The organism is Paraburkholderia sediminicola (genome assembly GCF_046026895.1).
GTDB lineage: Bacteria > Pseudomonadota > Gammaproteobacteria > Burkholderiales > Burkholderiaceae > Paraburkholderia > Paraburkholderia sediminicola_C.
Genome location: NZ_JAQQEU010000002.1, coordinates 203,133 through 226,282, shown reverse-complemented (window position 1 = coordinate 226,282; position 23,150 = coordinate 203,133). Strand labels below are relative to the sequence as shown.

19 protein-coding genes are annotated in these 23,150 nt (G+C 62.8%); 4 read left to right on the top strand and 15 right to left on the bottom strand.

Annotation, left to right across the window (positions count from 1 at the left end; translation table 11 throughout):
* Window positions 1-186: 186 nt before the first annotated feature.
* Window positions 187-585 (bottom strand): hypothetical protein, encoded by a 399-nt coding sequence (locus PQR02_RS02970; protein ID WP_408225187.1) that lies wholly within the window; start codon window positions 583-585, stop codon window positions 187-189.
* Between the two features lie 375 nt (window positions 586-960).
* Window positions 961-1,704 (bottom strand): acetoacetyl-CoA reductase, encoded by a 744-nt coding sequence (gene phbB / locus PQR02_RS02965; protein WP_408225184.1) that lies wholly within the window; start codon window positions 1,702-1,704, stop codon window positions 961-963.
* 1,215 nt (window positions 1,705-2,919) lie between these two features.
* Here phbB and PQR02_RS02960 point away from each other — a divergent pair.
* The 3 genes from PQR02_RS02960 to PQR02_RS02950 are packed head-to-tail and all read left to right on the top strand — an operon-like array spanning window position 2,920 to window position 8,750.
* A complete protein-coding gene (locus tag PQR02_RS02960) occupies window positions 2,920-6,111 on the top strand; it encodes an efflux RND transporter permease subunit (protein WP_408225181.1) in 3,192 nt (1,063 codons plus the stop codon).
* Window positions 6,101-7,288 (top strand): efflux RND transporter periplasmic adaptor subunit, encoded by a 1,188-nt coding sequence (locus tag PQR02_RS02955; protein ID WP_408225178.1) that lies wholly within the window; start codon window positions 6,101-6,103, stop codon window positions 7,286-7,288. Before PQR02_RS02960 ends, PQR02_RS02955 begins: the two co-directional genes overlap by 11 nt.
* On the top strand, window positions 7,281-8,750 hold the full coding sequence (locus PQR02_RS02950) for an efflux transporter outer membrane subunit (RefSeq protein ID WP_408225175.1): 1,470 nt from the start codon (window positions 7,281-7,283) through the stop codon (window positions 8,748-8,750). Before PQR02_RS02955 ends, PQR02_RS02950 begins: the two co-directional genes overlap by 8 nt.
* A gap of 70 nt (window positions 8,751-8,820) precedes the next feature.
* Here PQR02_RS02950 and PQR02_RS02945 read toward each other — a convergent pair whose 3' ends face one another.
* The 7 genes from PQR02_RS02945 to PQR02_RS02915 all read right to left on the bottom strand — a co-directional run bounded on the left by PQR02_RS02945 (window position 8,821) and on the right by PQR02_RS02915 (window position 15,886).
* Complete coding sequence (locus tag PQR02_RS02945; protein WP_408225172.1) at window positions 8,821-9,270, bottom strand: hypothetical protein; 450 nt, start codon at window positions 9,268-9,270, stop codon at window positions 8,821-8,823.
* A gap of 390 nt (window positions 9,271-9,660) precedes the next feature.
* The gene (locus PQR02_RS02940) at window positions 9,661-10,563 is read right to left on the bottom strand and encodes an NAD(P)-dependent oxidoreductase (protein ID WP_408225169.1); all 903 of its coding nucleotides are present in this window, start codon (window positions 10,561-10,563) and stop codon (window positions 9,661-9,663) included.
* Window positions 10,564-10,605: 42 nt separating this feature from the next.
* The gene (gene yqhD / locus PQR02_RS02935) at window positions 10,606-11,760 is read right to left on the bottom strand and encodes an alcohol dehydrogenase (protein WP_408225166.1); all 1,155 of its coding nucleotides are present in this window, start codon (window positions 11,758-11,760) and stop codon (window positions 10,606-10,608) included.
* Between the two features lie 100 nt (window positions 11,761-11,860).
* Window positions 11,861-12,463, bottom strand: a complete 603-nt coding sequence (locus PQR02_RS02930; RefSeq protein WP_408225163.1) for a TetR/AcrR family transcriptional regulator — start codon at window positions 12,461-12,463, stop codon at window positions 11,861-11,863.
* Between the two features lie 89 nt (window positions 12,464-12,552).
* Window positions 12,553-13,554: a 4-hydroxythreonine-4-phosphate dehydrogenase PdxA gene (gene pdxA / locus PQR02_RS02925; protein WP_408225160.1), complete on the bottom strand. Its 1,002-nt coding sequence runs from the start codon at window positions 13,552-13,554 to the stop codon at window positions 12,553-12,555.
* On the bottom strand, window positions 13,551-14,894 hold the full coding sequence (locus PQR02_RS02920; RefSeq protein ID WP_408225157.1) for a four-carbon acid sugar kinase family protein: 1,344 nt from the start codon (window positions 14,892-14,894) through the stop codon (window positions 13,551-13,553). The genes pdxA and PQR02_RS02920 overlap by 4 nt, the downstream gene beginning before the upstream one ends.
* On the bottom strand, window positions 14,891-15,886 hold the full coding sequence (locus PQR02_RS02915; RefSeq protein WP_408225154.1) for a 2-keto-3-deoxygluconate permease: 996 nt from the start codon (window positions 15,884-15,886) through the stop codon (window positions 14,891-14,893). The genes PQR02_RS02920 and PQR02_RS02915 overlap by 4 nt, the downstream gene beginning before the upstream one ends.
* Window positions 15,887-16,227: 341 nt before the next feature.
* Between PQR02_RS02915 and PQR02_RS02910 the strand changes: the two genes are divergently transcribed.
* Window positions 16,228-17,025, top strand: a complete 798-nt coding sequence (locus tag PQR02_RS02910) for a DeoR/GlpR family DNA-binding transcription regulator (protein ID WP_408225151.1) — start codon at window positions 16,228-16,230, stop codon at window positions 17,023-17,025.
* Window positions 17,026-17,095: 70 nt separating this feature from the next.
* On the opposite strand, the gene PQR02_RS02905 is transcribed toward PQR02_RS02910, so the two are convergent.
* The 6 genes from PQR02_RS02905 to PQR02_RS02880 all read right to left on the bottom strand — a co-directional run bounded on the left by PQR02_RS02905 (window position 17,096) and on the right by PQR02_RS02880 (window position 23,147).
* Window positions 17,096-18,253 carry a M20 aminoacylase family protein gene (locus PQR02_RS02905; protein WP_408225148.1) on the bottom strand — a complete coding sequence of 386 codons (1,158 nt, stop codon included), beginning with the start codon at window positions 18,251-18,253 and terminating at the stop codon, window positions 17,096-17,098.
* 89 nt (window positions 18,254-18,342) lie between these two features.
* Entirely contained in the window at window positions 18,343-18,654 is a 312-nt protein-coding gene (locus tag PQR02_RS02900; protein ID WP_408225145.1) for an NIPSNAP family protein, read from the bottom strand.
* Between the two features lie 85 nt (window positions 18,655-18,739).
* Window positions 18,740-19,405, bottom strand: coding sequence for an SRPBCC family protein (locus PQR02_RS02895; protein WP_408225142.1), 666 nt, complete (start codon window positions 19,403-19,405; stop codon window positions 18,740-18,742).
* 9 nt (window positions 19,406-19,414) lie between these two features.
* A complete protein-coding gene (locus PQR02_RS02890; protein ID WP_408225139.1) occupies window positions 19,415-20,296 on the bottom strand; it encodes an NAD(P)-dependent oxidoreductase in 882 nt (293 codons plus the stop codon).
* Window positions 20,297-20,311: 15 nt separating this feature from the next.
* Entirely contained in the window at window positions 20,312-22,666 is a 2,355-nt protein-coding gene (locus PQR02_RS02885) for a xanthine dehydrogenase family protein molybdopterin-binding subunit (protein ID WP_408225136.1), read from the bottom strand.
* Window positions 22,659-23,147, bottom strand: coding sequence for a (2Fe-2S)-binding protein (locus tag PQR02_RS02880; RefSeq protein WP_408225133.1), 489 nt, complete (start codon window positions 23,145-23,147; stop codon window positions 22,659-22,661). The genes PQR02_RS02885 and PQR02_RS02880 overlap by 8 nt, the downstream gene beginning before the upstream one ends.
* Window positions 23,148-23,150: the final 3 nt, after the last annotated feature.

Genomic DNA, 23,150 nt, shown 5'->3' with positions numbered 1-23,150 from the left:
TGTCGTCGCGTGGGCCGACACCGCCGCCACACTCAGGCCGACGAGCGTCACCGCCCTGCTGCGGCGTACCGTTGAAGTTTGAACAAGCATGCGAAGGGAAGCCAAATGATAGACACACACGGTGGAGACCCGAGCGCAATACGCTGTGCCGCATATCGAGGGGTGTGGGTGATTGAGACGCGAGTTCTATTGCACGGTGATGGGAGACAGATTTCCGACCCTTACGACGCCGCTCACCAGCGCCAGCACTTCCGTCATGTGTACGGCCTCAGTGCGTTGCATGCGAAACGAGAGTTCCGCACCGCCGGGCAGACGGAATGTGAGAATCAGATGGGCGGCCGCACCCGCGTCCTTGCCAATCTCCCAGGCCTCACACGGCATCGCGAATTTCACGCTCTTTTTCTTGCTACGGATCCGCTCCGACACGCCAATAGCGTTCGACAAGGCCGCCAGCAACTCGTGCATGACTGAACAATGCAACGCAATGCTGGAAGTCTGATTAGCCTTCAACATCAAATACTGACCGTCGCGCGTCAATTCGAAGCCACGTACGGAGTCAATCGCCAGGGAAGGTTGCGGTGCCATGAAGCACTCCAGAATCGAGCAAGGACCGAAGTGTAGGACGCGCTCCGATGTCTTGAGTTACGCGACGATTAACTAAACTTTCCTTCGGTCGTCATTCGTTACTGAATCTTCAATCCAGCAAACCGATACGTCCGGCGGGCAACATTGACCCCGGACATTTCGAAAGGGAGAGGGGGCTGTCGACATGCTATTGAAAGCGCCGCTCGCAGCCGAAGGCCGCAAGCCCACGAACGAACAAAGGCCGCTTGCAAAGCGGCCTTTGTTCGTTCGTGGGTGCTCGAAGTGAAGCTTGCTCCAGCTTCGCACACGTATTTGCGTTGCTGCGTTGCGCGAATCTAAGCGCTGGATGACGCTACAATGTCACAGGCCGCTGCATCAATGCATATGCTGGCCGCCGTTGATGGCGATATTGGACCCGGTCACAAAACCTGCATCGTCCGAGCACAGATACGTGACAAGGCCCGCGACTTCATCTGGCTTGCCCAGACGACCAACTGGAATCTGCGGCAGGATCTTTGTGTCCAGAATCTCCTGCGAAATCGCAGTGACCATCTTCGTGGCAAGATACCCTGGCGAAACCGTGTTGACAGTTACGCCTTTGCGCGCGACTTCCAGCGCCAGCGATTTGGTGAAGCCGTGCATGCCGGCCTTGGCCGCGGCGTAATTGGTCTGGCCGACAGAGCCCTTCGACCCGTTGACGGACGAGATGTTGATGATTCGCCCCCAGCCGCGCGCGACCATGTCTTCGCACAACGGCTTGGTCATATTGAACAGCGAATCCAGATTGGTGCGAATCACCGCGTCCCAGTTGACCTTGTCCATTTTTCTGAGCGTCATGTCCTGTGTGATCCCGGCGTTATTCACTAGAATGTCGACGGGGCCGACTTCAACCTGAATTCTTGCTACACAGTGCTGGCACGAGTCATAGTCGGCCACATCGACCGGATATGCGTGAAAACCGCGACCCCGCGATTCCATCCCAGCCAGCCATTGGGCTGAACCGGTATTGCTCGTCGAGTGCGTTACTACGACGGCATAACCGGCGTCGTACAGTTTCGTGCTGATCACTTCTCCAAGGCCGCCCATACCGCCCGTTACAACAACGATTCGCTTCGTCATCCTTTCCACCCGTGATAGTAGTATCTGCGAGGATCAAGAATACCCAGTGGCCGGCCCGCACAACCCGCCATTGGTTTGCAACAATGCGTCGCGTCGCATCCTCCGACGTTGTAGAGAATACGGGCTCCAGCATTGATCGGACTGTGCTGCTCTTTGTAGGCTTCTGGTGTTGCGCGAATGAAGTCTGATACACCTGCGCACGACTATGCGACACGCAGGCCGCTGCGTTGAAATGCTAAATTTTTCTGAATGACCAAGCGCGTTCGACTGCTTCGACCAACAATCATGCGATGCTCGTTGGTTGACGAACGGCACACGACTCGAATGTGATCCGAAGAACTGATATATGCCGATTAAGAAAGCATGCGAGCTGATTATTTCAGCCAGATGTTACGATCACAAGCAGGCACTTGACGGTTTCATACTTTCTCCGCGGAAACTAATTGCTACGACGGGGCCTTGCGCCGACGACAGTGTGCGGAAAGGCGCCGTAAAGGTCGCGCCAACTCGAGCGCGACGGACTGGTTTCGCCTGGTGCATCCGGTGATACTGCGGCGCGTCGACTATCGGCTGACACGCCGTGGTCGCCGGGCAGGGGATTCTTCAAACGCATTTTCCAGTCCACCTGTTTTGCACACAACTGTTTTGCACAAAAGTCACTTCTACAACTAACACGCATGCCCCTCTTGAACAATTGGTAATAAAAATCGCTGAAGGTTTAGCCTTCGCAGAAAGCAGCGCTCGTGCTTCAGCGTCCGACTCTTGCCAGACCTCGCTATGTCAACAACGACAGGTATTCGCGGTGCGTACGGGCAAAGCGAAATCAGCCCACCCGACCTCCACACACGCCTGATGTTTCATTTGCCCTTCAGCAGAAGCGCCGAGCTTTGTGTACATTCGCGCTTGGGTTGCGTTGCGGCACGTCGGCACGTATTCCAAGTCAACCTTCTTTGTTGCGCATGCCTTTCTCTCCTAAAAGCCGGGCAATTGGAAGATGCGCGCAAGTTGTCTGATTGATCTTAAGCAGCAGAGCAGTTCTCAAGAAATGCAGATTATGCGAAAACCTAGCCAGTATTCCATCACGGTCGACTATATCGTCCGGTCAAGCTCGTCCTGTGCATGTGTCAGGTACAGGCACGCGGCTGCGGGTCATCGCACGCCGCGCTAGCCTTCACCAGGACACTCGTACGTTTTACCCCAAGCTCAGGAATTCTCATGCTCGGCCTAGTCCGTATCGCCCTTCGGCGACCCTATACTTTCGTAGTCCTGGCGATTTTCATTCTCATCATCGGCCCATTGTCCGCGATGAGGACGCCAACCGATATCTTTCCGGACATCAAGATTCCCGTGATCAGCGTCGTGTGGCAGTACACGGGTCTGCCGCCGGACCAGATGGTCGGCCGCATCACCTCGCCGTTCGAACGCACGTTGACAACAACCGTGAACGACGTTGAGCATATCGAAGCGGAATCGGTCGCCGGCTTCGGGATCATCAAGATATTCTTCCAGCCGGGGGTAAATATCAGTACGGCGAACGCGCAAGTAACGGCGGTCGCGCAAACTCAGTTACGGCAGTTGCCTGCAGGCACGACGCCTCCGCTGATCCTGAACTACAGCGCGTCGACCGTACCGATCATCCAGCTGGCGCTGTCTGGCAAGGGACTCTCCGAACAGAATCTCGGTGACTTGGGCCTGAATGCGGTGCGCCCGGTTCTCACGACGGTCGCAGGCGCAGCAATTCCCTACCCGTTCGGCGGCAAGACACGTCAGGTACAGATCGACATCGACCCGGCGGCGCTGCAGGCGCGCGGCTTATCCGCGCAGGACGTAGCGAATGCACTTGCCGGCCAGAACCTGATTACGCCGGTAGGCACGGAAAAGATCGGTGACTACGAGTACACGCTGCAACTGAACAATGCGCCGTCGCAAATCAAGACCTTGGGCGATCTGCCGGTCAAGGCGGCCAATGGCACCACGGTCTATATTCGTGACATTGCGAATGTACGCGACGGCAGCCCGCCGCAGACCAATATCGTGCACGTCGACGGCCGGCGCTCGGTACTGATGTCCGTGCTCAAGAACGGTTCGGTTTCGACGCTCGGCATCATCTCCGGCATCAAGGAGCGGCTTGCGGCAGGGAAAGCGTCGTGGCCCGCGAACCTGCAGATCGAACCCATCGGCGACCAGTCGCTGTTCGTGCGAGCGGCCATCACCGGCGTGGCGCGCGAGGGCGTGATCGCGGCCGTGCTGACGAGTCTGATGATCCTGCTGTTCCTGGGCAGCTGGCGCTCGACGATCATCATCGCAACCTCGATCCCGCTCGCAATCCTCGGCTCCATCGCGACGCTATCCGCGCTCGGCGAGACTTTGAACATCATGACGCTCGGCGGTCTCGCACTAGCGGTGGGAATTCTGGTCGACGATGCCACGGTGACGATTGAAAACATCAACTGGCACCTCGAACATGGCAAGGAGGTGGAGACGGCTATTCTCGATGGCGCCGCGCAGATCGTCACGCCGGCGTTCGTCTCGCTGCTGTGTATCTGCATCGTGTTCGTGCCGATGTTTTTCCTGAACGGCGTCGCGCGTTTCCTGTTCGTGCCGATGGCCGAAGCGGTGATCTTCGCGATGATCGCGTCGTTCATCCTGTCGCGAACCCTTGTGCCGACGATGGCGAAATACCTGCTGAAACAGCATGTGCAGGACGAGCACGCCCATGACACGAAGCGTCCCGGTCCGCTTGCGCGTTTCCAGCGCGGCTTCGAGGCGCGCTTTGAAAAAGTGCGTAGCGCCTACCGCGGGTTGCTCGAACTCGCGCTGACTCACCGGCGTCCGTTCGTCAGTGGCTTCCTCGGCTTTGTCGTCCTCTCCTTCGCGCTGGTGCCGTTTCTCGGCCGCAACTTCTTCCCTTCGGTCGATTCCGGACAGATCCTGATGCATGTGCGCGCACCAGTTGGCGTTCGCGTCGAAAAGACTGCGCAGATTTTCGCGAATGTCGAAAGCGCGATCCGCCAGATCATTCCACCGGCGGATCTCGGCACCGTGGTCGACAACATGGGTCTGCCCGTCAGCGGCATCAATACCGCGTACAACAACACCGGCACGGTCGGCTCGGAGGACGGCGACATCCAGATCGCGCTGAATGATGGCCATCGTCCCACCGACGAGTACGTTCGCGTCATGCGCGAGAGGTTGCCGCGCGAATTCCCGGGCGTCACGTTCTCGTTCCCGCCGGCGGACATCATCAGTCAGATCCTGAACTTCGGCTCGCCGGCGCCGATCGATCTGCAGATTCGCGGCAATGACCTGAACGCCAACTACGCGTATGCGGACCGGCTGCTGCGCCAGGTTCGCGATGTGCCGGGCGTGGTCGACGCACGCATCGAACAGTCGCACGGCAACCCGACCTTTAACGTCGATGTCGACCGCACGCGGGCGCAATTGCTCGGCATCACCGAGCGCGACGTGACGAACAGCATGGTGGTGAACCTCGCGGGTTCCAGCCAGGTCGCGCCCACGTTCTGGCTGAACAACGCGAACGGCGTCTCGTATCCGATCGTGATGCAAACGCCGCAATACAGTCTCGATTCGCTCGCCGCCTTGCAAAATCTGCCGATCACGGCCAGCGGCGGCAGCACCGCGCAGATCCTCGGTGGTCTGGCGACCGTCGAACGCACCAGCAGCAACGAGGTTGTCAGCCAGTACAACATCCAGCCGATGGTCGAGATCTTCGCGACCACCCAGGGCCGCGACCTGGGCGCGGTGGCATCCGATATCCAGCGCATCGTGCATGACAACGCCAGCACCTTGCCCAAGGGTTCGGCCGTCTCGCTGCTGGGCCAGGTGCAGACGATGAACAGCGCCTTTGCCGGCATGTTGTTCGGCCTGCTCGGCGCAGTGGTGTTGATCTATCTGCTAATCGTGGTCAATTTCCAGTCGTGGGCCGACCCGTTCGTGATCGTGACCGCCTTGCCGGCAGCGTTGGCAGGTATTGTCTGGATGCTGTTCGCGACCCACACGACGCTCTCCGTACCCGCATTGACCGGAGCGATCATGTGCATGGGGGTGGCGACGGCCAACTCGATTCTGGTCGTCAGTTTCTGCCGCGAACGACTGGCCGCGCATGGCGACCCGTTCAAGGCCGCCCTCGAAGCAGGCTTTACACGTTTTCGCCCGGTGCTGATGACCGCGCTCTCGATGATCATCGGCATGCTGCCGATGGCGCTCGCCCTCGGCGAAGGCGGTGAGCAAAACGCGCCGCTTGGCCGCGCCGTGATCGGCGGTCTGCTGTTTGCCACCACCGCGTCGCTGTTCCTCGTCCCTGTCATTTTTTGTATCGTGCACGCGCGCCCCGGGCGCGCGGCTACCCCGGCATCCGTCTCGGGAGGTCCTGCTCATGTCGTCTGAATCCACTTTTCCCACTAATACGCCATCGCGCCGCCCGCTTCTGATAGCAGGCGTGGTCGGCCTGCTGATCGTCGCAGGCATCGTCGTTGCCGGCGTCACGCTGCGAGCCGACGATGCCCGCAAGCTGAAAACCTGGACCGACGCCCAGGCCGTACCGACCGTCAACGTGATCCAGCCCGTGCGCGACGCCAACGGCCCCTCGCTGCAACTGCCCGGCCGCCTCGAAGCGTATACGCGGGCGCCGATTTTCGCGCAGGTCAGCGGCTATCTGAAATCATGGAGTGTCGATATCGGCGCGCCCGTCAAAGCGGGGCAGGTACTGGCCGAAATCGAAACGCCCGAACTCGACCAGCAGCTATTGCAGGCGCGCGCGGATCTCCAGAGCGCGCAGGCGAACGCTGTGGTGGCGGGTACGACGGCCAAGCGCTGGGAAGCGCTGAGCGGCACGGATTCCGTCGCCCAGCAGGATGTCGACCAACGCACCGCCGACTACACCGCCAAGGAGGCAATCGTAGCGGCCGCGAAGGCCAACGTTGACCGCCTCGTCGCGACCAAGGCCTTCGCGCGCATCGTTGCGCCGTTCGATGGCGTGGTGACCGCCCGCGATACCGACGTCGGCGCGTTGGTCAACGCCGGCAGCGGCGCGGTGGGTCAGGAGCTGTTCGCGGTCTCCGACGTCAAACAGTTACGCGTGTATGTGCAGGTGCCGCAGAATTACGCACCGGCGATACACGACGGCACGACCGCCATCCTGACCGTTCCCGAGTATCCCGACCAGCAGTTCACCGCGCGTGTGATTGCAGCGGCGGACTCGGTGAATTCGAGTTCGGGAACGACGCTGGTTCAACTGCTGGTTAACAACGCCAACGACAAGCTGCTGCCGGGCGGGTTCGCCAGCCTCAAATTCTCGTTGCCCGCCTCCGCCGATTCGCTTCGAGTGCCGGCGAGCGCGCTCGTCTTCGATAGCCGCGGCGTCGTGGTCGCCACGCTTGGCGCGAACGGTCACGTGCTGTTCAAGCAGGTGAAGATCGACCGCGACCTGGGCAACTCGGTGGAGATCGGCTCGGGGCTAGCCGCAACCGATCGCGTGATCGATACACCGCCCGACGGACTCGCCGACGGCGACAGCGTGCAGATTGCGACAGCGACCGGCAAGAAGGCAATTGCACATGGTTAAGTACGGACTTCCGGCGCTTCTCGCGAGCGTCGTCGCACTGTGCGCCTGCTCGCTCGCGCCACAATATCAGGTTCCGCCGGCACCGGTCGCTGCGCAATACAAGACCTTTGGACCGTGGACCACGGCACAGCCCGCCGACCGCATCGACCGCAACGGCTGGTGGAAGATGTATGGCGACGCGCAGCTCGACGATCTCGAAACGCGGCTGCTGGCCAACAACACCGACTTGCGCGCGGCGTACGCGCACTATGCACAAGCGCAGGCTTTCGTGGCGCAGGTCGAGTCGGGACTCTACCCGTCGGTCAGTGTGAGCGCCCAGCCGCTGCGTGAGCGCCAATCCGAGAACCGGCCATTGCGCGTGGGCGGGCCGAACGACTTCAACTCCGTTACGCTTGGCGGCGAAATCAACTACGACCTCGACCTCTGGGGCCGCGTGCGCGACTCCGTGGTGGCCGGCAAGGACGAGGCGCAGGCGACCCACGCCGATCTGGCCTCGGTCAGGCTGAGCCTGCAGGTCGAACTGGCGGACAGTTACGTCCGCTTGCGCGGCCTCGACCAGCAATCCGAGTTGTTGAACGAGACTGTCGTGGCCTATGCGAAGGCCCTGCAACTCACACAAACGTTGCACAACAGTGGGATCGTGTCGGGCCTCGACGTGTCCCGCGCGCAAACGCAGCTTTCATCGGCGAAGTCGCAGCTGTCACAGAACCTGGCGCAACGGGCGCTGATCGAACACGCAATCGCGGTCCTGGTTGGCGCCTCCGCGTCCGAATTCAGCCTGCCGCCCCAGACCGCCGCCATCGCGTTGCCGGCGATTCCGACCGGCCTGCCCTCGACGCTGCTGCAGCGCCGCCCCGACGTCGCCGCAGCGGAACGCCGGGTGGCCGAGGCCAACGCAAAGATCGGCGTCGCGCGGGCGGCTTACTTCCCCGACATCATGCTCAGCTTGCAGGGTGGTGTGCAAAGCGCGGCCTACGCCGGCCTGGTTAGCGCGCCCAACCTGTTCTGGGCGGTCGGCCCGCAGCTTGTGCAGTACGTGTTCGACGGCGGATACCGTCGTGCGCAGCTCGATTCCGCCAAGGCGGCAACCGAAGAAGCGGGAGATCGTTACCGCAGTGTGGTGCTGTTTGCATTCCAGCAGGTTGAAGACAACCTTGCGCTGCTGTCGTATCTCGGCAATGCGCTTGGCGAGCAACGGGATGCAGCAAACGCCGCCCAGTACTCGGTCGACCTCGCGTTACGTCAATATCGCCAGGGTGTAGTGGGATACCTCGATGTCGTGCAGGCGCAGACGGTCGCACTCGACGCGCAACGCAGCGTGCTCGATATCCAGACACGCCAGCTGAGCGCGAATGTGCAACTCCTGCATGCGCTCGGCGGTGGATGGTCGAGCGATGAACTCGCTCAGGCGGCTGCAGCGCCGGCACTCGTCGCGACAGCAACGGAACGCAGCGCTAACTGAACACGTCTGCACGGCCTGGGAACGGCATGCCCCGAATGTTGAGGACTTCGGAGCGCGTTCCCTGTCCGTTCTATTGCAAGCTGTTGGCGGTCGCGGAAACGCTGAAGTGGGCGTCGTCCCGGCGATCGTTCGTCTGTGCGTCTTTCGAAAATGGCGAGCGAAAGTCGCTTTTGATGAACCTGGAAAACCGCGCGTTGGCCTCAATCACGTGCCTGGCCGCAGCCGCCGTCAGTTGCTGATCGTGAATGCCCAAAATTTCTTCGAGCATGGCTGCGACCTCGTCATTAACCTGCCCCACTCCGTCACGCTGCGACCTGCCGGCAGCTTGTTCCAATGCCGCCTCCGCACGCCGGTACAAATCGACAGGTGCATCACCGAATCCGGCTTCTTGTAAGTAGTACGTCAGATATACGACTCTGCTCAGCTCATTAATCAGATGAGCATTGCCTTGCCCTTTGCGACAGACCGCAAGAGCAAGGTGATTCGCGAGCGAGATATCGGAGACAGCTTGCCTCGTCATGGGAAGCAGCATCTCCTTGCTGAGGTGACGCCGACCAGCAGAAGCGCGGCCCGTGGGCCGGTGAGTACTATGGGACATTGAAAGTGTATCGAAGAGAGAGTTGCGAAACGGCCCTACTGTCTTGCCAATAATCGACATTCACGGATGTGGCGCGTCAATTCTATAGCGATATCGCCGAGGCCGCATTCACCTCGATTGCGACGGCACTGCGGCGCTTAGCCACATTTGAACTCCGAGACGACTTGCAGAAAAAACTTGTTCTTCGAGCGTCATCAGTTTTCGTAACTGATGAACCAGCAAACACTCGGCCGGACGTTCGACGATCCTTAAGGGAAGGAGACGCGACGCGTCGAATGCCGCTCATAGCGAGCGGCATCGTGCTCATTGTGCTCAACCGCCGTGAAGCGCCTTGCTCAAACCGGCATCGGACAGCGCACAAAGCGCCACCGCCGACCAGTCATGCTCAGCGCCGAGCCCTTGCGAGCGCAACGTCAGGAAGCGGTCGTGAACGAGACTTGCGAGCGGCAGCGGAACGCCAAGTGCCTCGGCGGCCGCCAGCATCAGACGGTTATCCTTCTGGCCGAGCGGCAACGAGAAGCCAGGCGGCTGAAACTGCTGCGACGCAATCATCGAACCGTAGATCTTGTAGGGCGGCGCGTTGAAGTTTGCGCTCGTCAACAGCTCGATCAGACGCATCGGATCGATGCCGGCCTTGCCCGCCACGGCACAGGCTTCGCCCAGCGTTTCGATGATCACGGACAGCATGAAATTGCCGATCAGTTTCACCAGGTTGGCCTGCGAAGGATCCTCGCCGACAATGCCCACCGACTGCCCAAGCGTTTCCAGAAGCGGCACGGCAAGCTTGAGGTGCTCGTGCGCTCCGGCCGCCATGATGAACAGCTTGCGCGCCGCCGCGGCATCGGGCCGGCCGAACACCGGCGCGGACACGAACGCAAGACCCGCTTCACGATACTTCGCCGCGTGATCCTGCGCGGCGGCGACACTGATGGTGCTCATCGAGATATGCAGCGCACCCGGTCTCAGCGTGGTGGCGATGCCCGCCTCGCCGAACGTGACCGCGGCGTGCGCGGCATCGTCGGCCACCATCGTGAACACCACGTCGGCCTCCAGCGCCGCCTGCGCGGGACTCGACGCGACGCCCGCCCCCGCTTCGCGCAACGGTTCGGCGCGTGCCGGACTCCGGTTGAAAACCTGCACGTCATGCCCGGCGTCGATCAGGTTCTTCGCGATCGCGGCGCCCATCGAGCCAAGTCCAACAAATCCAATTTTCACAATGACACTCCAAATGATCAGCCGCGCAAATGCGCGGCCGGTTCAGACTGCAACTTGATAGACCTGACGGCTCACGTCGAGCGTCACGTCGCCGTGTTCGCCCAATGCCGTCATGCCGTGCTCTTCGAGCTTCGCGATCAGCGTGCCGATCGACTGCCCGCCAATCCGGTAATCGCGCAAGCGGGTTCCCACCGACATGCGTTCGAAGAACACGCGGGTCGCCGTGATCGCCGCACTGATACGCTCGTCGTCGCTGCCCTCGGTGATGTTCCAGACGCGTTCGGCGTACTGCAGCAACTTGCCGCGCTTCGACTCGCGGCGCACGCTCAGCATGGCCGGCAGGACGATCGCGAGCGTCTGTGCGTGGTCGAGTCCGTACAGCGCCGTGATCTCGTGGCCGAGCATGTGAGTCGCCCAGTCCTGCGGCACGCCGGCGCCGATCAGGCCGTTCAGCGCCAGCGTCGCCGTCCACATCAGGTTGGCGCGCACCGTATAGTTGTGCGGCTCGGCAAGCGCTTGCGGGCCGACTTCGGTCAGCGTGATCAGCAGGCCTTCGGCAAAACGGTCCTGTACCCTGGCGTCCACCGGATAGGTCAGATACTGCTCTACGATATGAACGAACGCATCGACGACACCGTTGGCAATCTGCCGCGGCGGCAACGAATACGTCGTGGTCGGATCGAGCACCGAGAAGAGCGGATAGGTCGCATCGCTCGTGAAAAACAGCTTGTCGCCCTTCGCGCGGTAGCTGATGACGCTGCCATTGTTCATTTCCGAACCGGTCGCGGGCAGTGTCAGCACGCTGCCGAACGGCACCGCATCGCGCACCGGCGCCTGCTTGGCCAGAATGTCCCATGGCTCGCCGTCAAACTTCATCGCCGCCGCGATGAACTTGGTCCCGTCGATCACCGAGCCGCCGCCCACCGCCAGCAAAAAGTCGATGTCCTTCTCGCGGGCGAACGCGACCGCTTCCATCAGCGTTTCGTAAGTGGGATTCGGCTCGATGCCGCCGAACACGTGCCACGCGCGCTCACCGAGCGCCGCCTGCACTTGCGCGAGCACACCGTTGCTCTTGATGCTGCCGCCGCCGCACGTAATCAGCACCCGTGCGTTGGGCGGGACGTGAGCATCGAGCGCGGCAATCTGGCCTTCGCCGAAAATGATTCGCGTGGGGTTCTGAAACGTAAAGTTCTGCATTGAAATCACTCTTCCTTACATTCAAATGACCGGTCGTCTCAAACCGGAATAAACGGTTGCCCGGATCGAGACCAGACGCCGTTCAGACCAGCTACGACCGTTACCGTGGGGATTTGAAAAACAGATCGAACATTGAATGCACACAAGCCTTCAGCGGCTCGACCGAGTCGTCCAGCTTCATGCGCAACAGGCTGCCTTCCCACGCGTTCCAGAAAAGGTCAGCCATGGCATCGGCCGAAAGATCGCGCCGCACGGAGCCGTATTCCTGGCCGCGCCGCAGATAATCGGCACAGCCGACACGCCATTCATTGACCGTCCTGCGCGCAGCGAGCCGGCACAGATTGCTCGACTGTGCGATCTCGCCCGCAAAGTTGCCGACCAGACAACCGCAGCGGTCGTCACAGTCTTCGTAGTCGGCGACGATGCGCGCGTAGATGCCGCGCAGCGCCAGTAGCGGGTCAGCAGACGCCGCTTCGCGCGAATACTGCTGCCACTCAACGGCCTGCTCCTGCGCGTAGTGGTGCAGGATCGCCGCGCCGAATGCCTCTTTGCTCTCGAAGTAGTTGTAGAACGAGCCCTTCGGCACGCCGGCACGCTCGACGATGTCTTTGACGCCGGTGCCGTGATAACCCGTTTCGGCGAACAGCGCGACACCCGCTTCGAGTAGCCTTTCGCGAAAATCTTCAGTACGTCGTGTGTGCATAGCCATTGCAACTACAGCCCTAACGGCACGCTGTCACTCCGCGCGAGCGGGCGGCACCGTGCGCCTACCTGCATCCATTTCGAACCGCGTCAGGCGCGGCGCGTTGCGAGTTCGGCGCCTTGACGCAGTGCTTCGAGCAGGCTGCGTTCGTCAGCGATGCCTTTGCCTGCGATATCGAACGCCGTGCCGTGATCGACCGAGGTACGGATCACATCGAGGCCGACCGTCACGTTGACGCCGGCTTCGAGCCCGAGCACCTTGACCGGACCATGGCCCTGATCGTGGTACATCGCGACCACCAGATCGAAGTCGCCGCGTCCCGCACGGAAGAACAGCGTGTCGGCAGGCAGCGGGCCTTCGATGTCCCAGCCGCGTTCGCGTAAGACCTGGACGGCCGGAACGATCTTTTCCTCTTCCTCGCCATAACCGAACAGGCCGTTTTCGCCGGCATGCGGGTTGATGCCGCACACGGCGATGCGCGGATTGGCAATGCCCGCTTTGACCAGCGTCGCATGACCTCGCTCGAGCGTGCGTTGCACGAGGCCCGGCTCGATCTTGCGGATCGCGTCGATGATGCCGATGTGGGTCGTGACGTGAATCACCCGCAGTTTCGGTGCGACCAGCATCATCGACACCTCCTCGATGCCCGTGAGATGCGCGAGCATTTCAGTGTGGCCGGGATACTTGTGACCGCCCGCGTGCAACGCTTCCTTGTTCAGCGGCGCCGTGCAGATTGCATCGATCTCGTCGGCCTTCGCGAGTTCGACGGCACGCGCGATGTACTGATACGCGGCATCGCCCGCGAGAGCCGACAGCGCGCCGAAAGGCAAGTCCGCGGGAATCAGCGCGAGGTCGATGCAGTCGATGGTGCCCCGTTCATAGTGCGCATCCGCCGGCTTCTCGATGCGGCGCACTTTCGCGGTGCCGCCGACAATCCGGTTAGCCTGCTCGAGGCGCGCCGCATCGCCGATGACGAGCGGGCGGCACTGCCGATAGACGGACTCGTGCGTCAAGCTCTTGACGATGATTTCCGGACCCACGCCCGCTGCGTCGCCCATCGTGATGCCGATGACTGGAAGATAGTTGCTCATGATGTTTTGCCAGGATGTCGTTGGTTCGTTTCGCGCGCCGGCGAAGATGTCGTTGTGCCGCTCGGGTGAGTCGATGCGGATTCGCTGTCAGCGGATTGCGCTGTGCCGCGCAGATGAAGGTAGGCGCCATACAGCGCGTGCTCGCTGCCAAAGGCGCCGGCTTTGGTGACGACGGTGAGGCGCGGGTTGCCGTGCGGGCGGCCCACCGCTACCCCCGGCTCGATTTCCGAAAGCAGTTGCAGGCTGTCGATACCGGCTGTACCGAGCATGGCCCGCGCTGTTTCGCCGCCCGTCGCGATCAAGCCGCTCAGATGCGAGAAAAACGGTGCGACGAGCGAAGCGAGCGCCGCCGACAACTGGGCGCCCTCGGCGGGATCGAACAGATCGTCGCGGCCGATTCGCACCAGCAAGTCGGTGTGCGCGCCCAGATGCGCGCCGACGCGCGCTTGCCAGCCCGCCCACTCCAGATGAAGCTCGCCGGCACGCAGCACGGCCGGCGGCACGATCAGCTCGCGCACGCCCGCACGCTCGCGCAGCATCGTGCATTGCTGTTCCGAGACGGCTGACAGGCTGCCCACCAGAATCAGAATCGCGCTGCTCTGCTGCTGCGGCTCCAGCGGCATGTCTTGCGCCGCTTGCGTGGCGACATCGAACAGGTCGCTCAACGATGCCAGTTCGCGAGCCAGACCGCCTGAGCCGACCCAGAACAGGGCTTCGTCCAGCGACGCCGTCGCTTGCGCGAGTGCCCTCAGATCCGCATCCGTTTCCGCATCGACGATGAGCGCCTGCGCGCCGCTGTTGGCCACCGCGGCGATCGCATCGCGCAACGCTGCGGTATCGCCACGCAGCGCGTCGATACCCAGAGCCGCGGTGCGCAATCCGGCGGCCTCGACCATCGCGTTCAGGTCTGCGCACTGCGCGGCGTGTTCGAGCTTCCACGTTTCCGTGTTTTCGAGCGGCACGCCGCGCACGAATACGCGGCCCTCGCGCACGGTGCGCCCGGTGGCGGGAAACGCCGTGGCGACAATGGCGAGGCCCGCGAGCGGCTGCAACGCGGCGACTTCCGCAGCCCAGTTGCCGCGCAAGGTCGAATCGATTTTCTTGTACAGACGCCGCCCCGGCCCGCGCTGCGTCAGCCACGCGGCGCGGGTGCAGTGCGCGGCTTCGGTGGGCCGCATGCGGCGCGTGTCCGTGTCCACCGCGATCACCTGCGCCGCGCCCATCGGGCGCGACGCGTTCAGCGTCACCGCCGTACTGCGCCCCGCGCCCGCGAACGCAATCGCGCAGTCGGCGGCGCCGGACAGATCGTCGGCGATGATCAGAATGCCCGTGTGGCTCACCGGGTCGCCTCCAGGGCGGCGGCGCGACGGGCGTCGGCATGCTTGCCGACCCGCTTTGCGACGGCCGCAGTGAGGATCGGCGACACGATCGCAGTCACGACGACGCACGAGGCGACCAGCAAGGTCGCGCTTTTCGCGGCCTCGGCATAGACCGGGTTGGCCGCCGCGATCAGCGCCGGCACGGCCGCTCCGTTGCCTGCGGTGTTGGCTGCCGCCACGCCCGCGACACCCGTGCCGCCGGTCAGCCGGTCGGTCAGATACAGGGGGATGCCCGTCACGATCACCACCGCCACGCCGAGGCCCATGCCGAGCAGGCCGGCCTGCCATACTTTGTGCAGGTCGAGGCTCGCGCCCAGTGCCAACGCGAAGAACGGAATCATCACCGGCACAGCGCGGCTGAGAAAATTGCGCATCTCACGGTCCAGATTGCCGAGCAGCATGCCGGCCGCGAGCGGCAGGATGCTGCCGACCAGCGTCTGCCACGGAAACGCCGACAGCCCGGCCACGCCGAGTGTGACCATCGTAAGGAACGGGCCTGATTCGAGCGACATGATGGTGTAAGCGCCGACGTCTTCAGACTTGCCATATTGACCCATCAACGCCATGTACAGGCCGCCGTTCGTGTCATTCATCGCGGCGACCACCGCCAGCGTCGACATTCCCGCGAACAGCCCGGACGAAACCGGCTGCTCACCCAGAAAATGGCCGAGCACGACACCCACCAGAATCGCCGAGCCGACCTTCGCCGCGAACAGCGCGCCGCCCTTCTTGAGCAGATAAGGCGTGGCCTTCACATCGATCGACGAGCCCATGCACACATAGAACACGGCGAGGATCGGCAACGCGCCGGTAAACAGCGCATTCGTGAACGAGCCGAAAAACTTCGGCATGTCCGGCAAGAAGGTAGCGATCAGTGCGCCGAAAAGCAGCGGGACGATCATCATCCCGCCCGGGACGCGTTCGATTGCGCGTTTGATAGGAAGCTGGGCCATCAGTGTCTCCTGTTTGAAAAATGATCGACTCAATCATCTAAATTGATCGTTGCGATCATTCGCAGTGTACGTGACGGTGCGGGTATGCGCAATTCAATCATCAAAAAGTCGTGAGCTTTGGCAAATTTGCCGCAAACCAGCCTTTTTAGCCGGAACGCGCGCCAGGATTGACCGAATCGATCAAAATAGACCAAGCGCTTGCACCCCGTGACAACCACCGCGAGCGCGGCGGCCCTGCCCCCGGCGTTGCCCCGGCAACCGGTTTGATTACACTTACGCCCGTTGGCGCCTTTCCCGTCTATTGCGCGCACCATTCGGACGACCCACTACCCTCTATCACCATGAAAGTTACGAACCGCCGCGAGGCAATGCTGAAGGCCGTCCTGTCCGGCATGAACGACGTAGGCGCCCTGTGCGAGCATTTCGGCATGTCGGAAGCCACCGTGCGGCGCGATCTGCGCGCGCTCGCCGACGAACGGCTGATCGTGCGCACGTATGGGGGAGCGGCCGCCTCGGTCGGGATTCACGAACCCGAAGAGTCGCTCGATCTGCGGCGCGAAAGCTTCCGCGAGCAAAAGGATGCGATCGCGCAGGCAGCGGTGCGCCACGTTCAGGACGGCGACACCATCTTTCTCGACGGCGGCACCACCACCGCCGCCATGGCCCGACTGCTGGCCGGGCGCCGCGAGATTCGGGTGGTCACCAACAACCTGCTGGCAATCGGCCTGCTCGCATCGAGCGACGTGCCGGTCACGCTGATCGGCGGCGACCTGCGGCCCTCCAGCATGAGCACGCTCGGGCCGCTCGCGCAGATTGCGTTGAACCGCCTGTCCGTCGACAAGGCCTTTCTTGGCGCGGACGGTGTAGTCGCCGGGCGCGGGCTCTGCGAGGCGACCGCCGAGCAGGCCTATCTGAAGGAGTGCATCATCAGGCAGGCGGCCAACGTCTTCGTGCTGGTGACATCGCACAAACTGGATCGCGCGAGCCAGCAGCACTGGACACCACTCGAGCGCGACTGGACCCTGGTGACCGATGCCCAACCCGGCGCGCCGGAATTGGCAACGTTCCTCTTGCACAGCGAAGTGACGATCGAAAGCGCGCCGCAGCAGGCGCGCCCGCCGCTGATGCCCGCAACGTGATCGTGTCTCGATGCGCCGGCGCCGCGCGGCCCCGACAGACCACGCAGTCGCACACGTCAGCCGCGACGCTTCACGCACGCGCAGCGCCGAACGCCTTCACGACGTTCACCCAATACGACGCGCCGGTCGCCAATGCGTCGTCGTTGAAGTCGTAGTGCGGGTTGTGAAGTGGAGCGCCAGGCTTTGGCCCATCGACACCCATCCAGACATACGCACCCGGCCTCGCCTGAGCCATGAACGCGAAGTCTTCCGAGGCCATCGACGGCTTACAGCCCAACGTCACTTTCGTCGCGCCGACCGTCGCGCGCGCCGCCTCGAGCGCCACGTCGGCTTCGGCGTGCGCATTGATCGTTGCCGGATAGCCGTAGCGGTAAGATAGCGTCGCTTTCGCGCCATGCGCCTGCGCGGTCAGTGTGGCGATTTCGTCCAGCAAACTCCGTACGAGCTCCTGCACGCCGGCATCGAAGCAGCGTACGGTGCCGCGAATCACGGCGCGATCGGGCAACACATTCCAGGCCTCGCCGCCATGAATCTGCGTGACGCTGACCACGCATGCTTCCTTCGGCGAGACGCGCCGGCTCACGATGGTCTGCAGCGCGATCACGACATGGCTCGCGCAGACCAGCGCATCGATCCCCTCTTCCGGCATCGCGGCGTGCGAGCCTTTGCCGTCCACCAGGATCTCGAAGGTATCGAACGAGGCCATCATCGGACCACGGTTGATCGCGAAATGGCCGAGCGGCAAGCCGGGCCAGTTGTGCAGCCCGAATACCGCGTCACACGGGAAACGCTCGAAGAGTCCGTCTTCGACCATGACCCGCCCGCCGCCCGCCACCTCTTCGGCCGGCTGGAAGATCACGTGCACCGTGCCGTGCCAACCGGTATCGCGGCTTAGCGAAGCGGCGGCGCCCAGCAGCATCGCGGTGTGGCCGTCATGACCGCACGCGTGCATTTTTCCGCGCTGTTGCGAACGGTGCTCGAATTCGTTGTACTCCACCATCGGCAGCGCATCCATATCCGCACGCAATCCGAGCGCGGGACCGCTCCCCCTTCGCAACGTTCCGACCACACCGGTTTTGCCGACTCCCTCAGTCACTTCAAAACCGTACTCGCGCAGTACCGATGCCACCAGCCGCGCCGTCGAGACTTCTTCGAACGCGGTCTCGGGATGCGCATGCAGCGCACGACGCCACGTCACCATGTTGTCGAGCAATTCAGCTTCAATCATTGATTACCTCAAAAGCTCAAAAGCAGACTGCGGCGCGGCAAGCAACGTTGCATGTCCAGCAGTCAGGAAAATTCACCACTTCTGCTGCATCAGTCAGCCGGGCAAAACGGCACGGGCGCAAGGAACACCGATTCCTGATGCTCCAGGTACGGCAGGATACGTGGCGTGAAAGCTTGCCAATGCGGATCGGCGGCGAGCTTCGCGCGCTGCGCGGCGCGCTGCGCATAATCGTCATAGCCCCAGCAGAACACGACCGAATTCAACGTACCCGAGTCTTTAGTCCAGCAGCCCTTGAGCCGTGCGTACCGACTGATGATCTCCAGCCCCTCGCGCTCGTAAATTTGCAGAAACTCGCCCACCTTTCCCGCCGTAATCTGGTACGTACGCATTTCCACCAGCATGGTTGCCTCCTGTCGCAACTCAAACGCTCACAAAACGACGCCCGCACGGGCACACTCACGGGCACCACCATCGCGACCCGGACCGTCAGGCCGCGTGTCCAATCAAAAATCCAATCAGCAATCCGAACAGACCCGAACCTGCGCCGACCAGCCAGACCCGCAGATCGGGTGTCGGGCCGGGTTTGGCCGTGACGGTGGACGGCTTCATTTCGCCGTGCGGCTGATGTTGCACGCCGCTGGTCAGTGGCGCGGTGTCCAGCCGCATTTGCGGCGGCGGCTCGATGTCTTGCATAGCGTTCGCAGGCGCCACCTCCTTTTCGATGTGCGCCTTCAGGGCGCCGAAGAAGGCGTCGAGGTTCTTGCCCGCCGCGGACTGAATCAGGCGGGACCCCACGCTCATCAGCTTGCCGCCGATTTCGACATCCGCGTCGTATGCGAGCACGGTCGTCTCGCCTTGCGGTTCGAGTTGCACGCGCGCGGTGACCTTCGCGAAGCCAACTGCGCCCGCATTGCCCGTGCCGACAATCGTGTAAGCCCTCGGTGGATCGAGATCCGACAGCTCCACATTGCTTTTGAAGGTCGCCGCCACCGGCCCGACGCGAATCTGCACCGTCGATTCGAAATGCCGCTCGTCCAGCATCGAAAGCGATTTACATCCGGGCAGACACGCTTCGAGCACGGCAGGATCGTTCAGCGCACGCCACACGGTGTCGGGTCGCGCGGGGAGAATGCATTGATCAGCCAGCTTCATCGCCGCTCCTCAGCGCTCGTAGAGTTTGAAGAGCGCCTGGGTGCCGTTACGCGTAAAGCCTTGCTCGGCGAGCTTCTGATAAAGACTTCGCACCAGATCCAGACCTGGCAACTCACGTCCCATGTCAGCGGCTTCCTCATGCGCAATCCGCATGTCCTTGATGAAATGCTCGATAAAGAAGCCTGGCGCGAAATCGCCCTTCGCGATGCGCGGCCCCAGGTTGTTCAACTGGAAGCCGCCAGCCGCGCCGCCGCCGATCGCGCTCAACACCGTCTGCGGATCCAGTCCGGCGCTGTGCGCATAAGCCAGGCCTTCGCACACGCCCAGCATCGTCGATGCGATCACGATCTGATTGCACAGCTTGGTGTGCTGACCCGCGCCCGGTCCGCCTTGCAGCACGATGTTCGTGCCGAGGCAGCGCAGCATCGGCTCGACGCGCGCGAGCGCGTCGGCCGCGCCGCCCACCATGATGGACAGCCGTCCCTCGCGCGCGCCGATATCGCCGCCCGAAACCGGCGCGTCCAGCATGTGCACGCCGCGAGCCACGGCGTGCGCGGCTAGCTCTTCGGCCAGTTGCGGGCTCGAAGTCGTCATGTCGATCAGCACGGCATCGCGCCGCGCGTTCACGATCAGACCGTCGTCACCGAGGTACAGTGCGCGCACGTCGTCCGGCATGCCGACGATCGTGATGATCACGTCGGATGCTTCAGCGAGCGCCTTCGGCGTGGCGTGCCACGATGCGCCCGCTTCGATCAGCGGCTCGGCCTTCGCACGCGTACGGTTATAGACGTGCAACGGATAGCCGGCTGCGGCGAGCCGCGCGGCCATCGAGGCGCCCATGATGCCAAGGCCGATAAAGCCGACAGCGGGTTTGCTTGCAGATTGATTCATGATTGCCTGATCCGGTCAGAGTTTGTCGCGCAGCAGGCCGCGCAACAGCATGGGGGTCAAAGGGTGACGGTCCGCCACTACGCCGAATGGCGCTAGCGCGTCGTTCACGGCGTTGGTCAAGGCGCCGAGCGCGCCCATCACGCCGCCTTCGGCCATCCCCTTGATGCCCGCCGCCGTCGCGCGGCTAGGCGTATGCAACGGGATGATCTCGAAGTTGGGTAATTCAGTCGAAGTGGCGATCAGGTAGTCGGCGAGCGAGCCGGTGACGTTCTGCCCCGTTTCGTCGTAGCGCGTGTGCTCGAACAACGCGCCGGACAGTCCCATTGCCACTGCGCCGTGTTGCTGCCCTGTCACCACGGTGGGGTTGAGCAGCGTGCCGCAGTCTTCGGCGATCACGTAGCGCGCAAAATGGATTGCACCGGTGGCCACGTCCAGTTCGATCTCGCATCCGTGCGTCGAATTCGAGTAGGTCATCGGCGGTGGATCGTAGGTCAGGTGAAACTCGAGGCCAGGCGCGAGGGCCTGCGGCAGCGAAGTAGGATCCATATAGGCACGCCGCGCCACGTCGGCGAGCGTCAGATCCGTCTCGACCCACGCGTCGCCGCTGCGGCGCTCGACGCGCGCGTCGACAAGGCGAAGCGAGTCGCTATCGGGCAGTTCGAGACAACCAGCGGCGATGGCAAGCACCTTGCGGCGCGCATCGAGCGCGCACAAATAGAGCGCGCCGCCGCCCGCCGTGCCGCTGCGGGCGCCGCGGCTGCCCATCCCGTAGGGCGCGATATCGGTGTGGCCCAGATGGATACGCACGCTCGACGGATCCACCCCCAGACCTTCGGCCACCGCATTCGCCATTGCACTTTCATAGCCTTGCCCACTGGGGCCGAGACCCACCGACGCGTTCACGACACCACTCGGCTCGATACGGATCCAGCTTGCCTCGTGTCCCGAGCCCGGAATGCCGGCCGATTTATAAAAGCGCGAACCGTACGTCGTCGGCTCGACCACGTTGCACAGGCCAAGCCCGAGATAGCGGCCGGCTGCCCGCGCCGCCTGCTGGCGCGCGCGAAAAGCGTCGTAGTCGAAGGCCGCCAGCACCGCTTCAAAAGTCTGCGACGGCGTAATGTCGGCCAGCAATTCGCCGGTGGCCGTGCGGTACGGCAGTTCCTCCGGTGTCAACAGGTTGCGGCGGCGCACCTCGACCGGATCCAGCTTCAGCTCGCGCGCAATCGCTTCCAGCGTGCCGTCCATGACCCAGCTGGTGATGGACATCGGCGCGCGCATGGGTGCATTGCCACATTTGTGACTGAGCACGACTTTCACGTCGAACGCGTAGTGCTGCAGCCGGTACGGTCCACTCAACACCATCGCGACCACGCGCGCGAGATAGTTCGCCGGAAAGAAGCAATACGCGCCGAAGTCTTCACGGATCTCCAGATCGAGCGCGAGCAGCGTGCCGTGCTCATCCACCGAGGCGCGGGTGCGGCAGAAGTCTTCACGGGAATTGGCCGCTGCGGTCAGATTCTCGAGACGGTCTTCGCGCCAGCGCACCGGCCGCTTCAGATGACGCGCGAGTGCGGCAACGGTCAGCTCTTCGCGGTACAGGGCGATCTTCTGACCGAACGAACCGCCGACGTCAGGCGAAATCACCGTCACCTGCGACTCGCTGAGTCTGAGCCGTTGCGCGAGCTGAGTGCGCAAAGGATGCGGCACCTGGGTTCCGATGTGGAACGTCAGGTGGTCGCGTCCGGCGTCCCAGACTGCGGCGCAACCGCGCGTTTCAATCGGTACATGGGTCTGCCGCTGCTGCTGAAAGGTCGCTTCGACCACACGGTAGGCTCGCTGGGCCACGCCCTGCGGGTCGCCGTTCGAGTAGGTCTGGTGCGACACGAGGTTGCCCGGCACCCCTGGGTCGACTTGCGCGGCATCGGCTTCTAGTGCTTGCCACATATCGGTCACCACAGGCAACGGCTCGAACTCGACCATGACCTGCTCCGCCGCGTCTTCCGCGAGATACCGGTCGGTCGCAACCACACACGCGACGAGATCGCCCTGAAAGCGCACGATGTCGGTCGGCATCGTCGCGAACTCGACCGGCAACAAGCCCTCGACCGGCGCAGCGACACGCATCGGCGTGGTCCACTGAGCCAGCTCCCGTCCGGTGACGACGGTCACGACACCGGGCATGCCGGCGGCCGCCGCGGTATCCAGTGAAACGATCCGCGCATGCGCATGCGGCGAGCGCACGAAGCTCACATGGAGGGCGCCCGCAATTTCGATATCGTCGAGATACCGGCCATAGCCCGTCAGCAGGCGATAGTCTTCGGTGCGCGGCAGCGCCTTGTTGAGGTAGCGAAACGTCTGCTCAGACATCGGCGCTCTCCCCCCGCATCCGCGCGGCCGCGCGCAGGATCGCCCGCACGATGTTCTGATAGCCGGTGCAGCGGCACAGGTTGCCGGAAAGCGCCTCGCGCACCTCGGCCTCGGAAGGGCTGGGGTGCTCGCGCAGATACGCCTCGAAGGTCATCACGATGCCCGGCGTGCAAAAGCCGCACTGCAGGCCATGACACTCGTGCATCGCCAGCTGCAGCGGAGAGAGGCGGCCATCCTGCGCGACAGCTTCGATCGTGGTGATCTGCACCTCGTCCATTTGAACGGCGTACGCGAGGCACGAGCGCGCCGGCCGGCCGTCGATCAGCACCGTGCACGCGCCACAGACGCCGTGCTCGCAGCCCACGTGCGTGCCGGTCAGACGGCAGTCTTCGCGAAGCACATCGGAAAGGAGCTTGCGAGGCTCGCAATGCACTTCGTGACGGGCGCCGTTCACATTCAGATAAATCTTGTTCTTTTCCATGAC

Excerpts from the sequence above, each read along its gene's own strand:
- PQR02_RS02970 (WP_408225187.1), bottom strand. The coding sequence starts at position 585 with ATGGCACCGCAACCTTCCCTGGCGATTGACTCCGTACGTGGCTTCGAA.
- phbB (WP_408225184.1), bottom strand. The coding sequence starts at position 1,704 with ATGACGAAGCGAATCGTTGTTGTAACGGGCGGTATGGGCGGCCTTGGA.
- PQR02_RS02960 (WP_408225181.1), top strand. The coding sequence starts at position 2,920 with ATGCTCGGCCTAGTCCGTATCGCCCTTCGGCGACCCTATACTTTCGTA.
- PQR02_RS02955 (WP_408225178.1), top strand. The coding sequence starts at position 6,101 with ATGTCGTCTGAATCCACTTTTCCCACTAATACGCCATCGCGCCGCCCG.
- PQR02_RS02950 (WP_408225175.1), top strand. The coding sequence starts at position 7,281 with ATGGTTAAGTACGGACTTCCGGCGCTTCTCGCGAGCGTCGTCGCACTG.
- PQR02_RS02945 (WP_408225172.1), bottom strand. The coding sequence starts at position 9,270 with ATGACGAGGCAAGCTGTCTCCGATATCTCGCTCGCGAATCACCTTGCT.
- yqhD (WP_408225166.1), bottom strand. The coding sequence starts at position 11,760 with ATGCAGAACTTTACGTTTCAGAACCCCACGCGAATCATTTTCGGCGAA.
- PQR02_RS02930 (WP_408225163.1), bottom strand. The coding sequence starts at position 12,463 with ATGCACACACGACGTACTGAAGATTTTCGCGAAAGGCTACTCGAAGCG.
- pdxA (WP_408225160.1), bottom strand. The coding sequence starts at position 13,554 with ATGAGCAACTATCTTCCAGTCATCGGCATCACGATGGGCGACGCAGCG.
- PQR02_RS02915 (WP_408225154.1), bottom strand. The coding sequence starts at position 15,886 with ATGGCCCAGCTTCCTATCAAACGCGCAATCGAACGCGTCCCGGGCGGG.
- PQR02_RS02910 (WP_408225151.1), top strand. The coding sequence starts at position 16,228 with ATGAAAGTTACGAACCGCCGCGAGGCAATGCTGAAGGCCGTCCTGTCC.
- PQR02_RS02905 (WP_408225148.1), bottom strand. The coding sequence starts at position 18,253 with ATGATTGAAGCTGAATTGCTCGACAACATGGTGACGTGGCGTCGTGCG.
- PQR02_RS02900 (WP_408225145.1), bottom strand. The coding sequence starts at position 18,654 with ATGCTGGTGGAAATGCGTACGTACCAGATTACGGCGGGAAAGGTGGGC.
- PQR02_RS02895 (WP_408225142.1), bottom strand. The coding sequence starts at position 19,405 with ATGAAGCTGGCTGATCAATGCATTCTCCCCGCGCGACCCGACACCGTG.
- PQR02_RS02890 (WP_408225139.1), bottom strand. The coding sequence starts at position 20,296 with ATGAATCAATCTGCAAGCAAACCCGCTGTCGGCTTTATCGGCCTTGGC.
- PQR02_RS02885 (WP_408225136.1), bottom strand. The coding sequence starts at position 22,666 with ATGTCTGAGCAGACGTTTCGCTACCTCAACAAGGCGCTGCCGCGCACC.
- PQR02_RS02880 (WP_408225133.1), bottom strand. The coding sequence starts at position 23,147 with ATGGAAAAGAACAAGATTTATCTGAATGTGAACGGCGCCCGTCACGAA.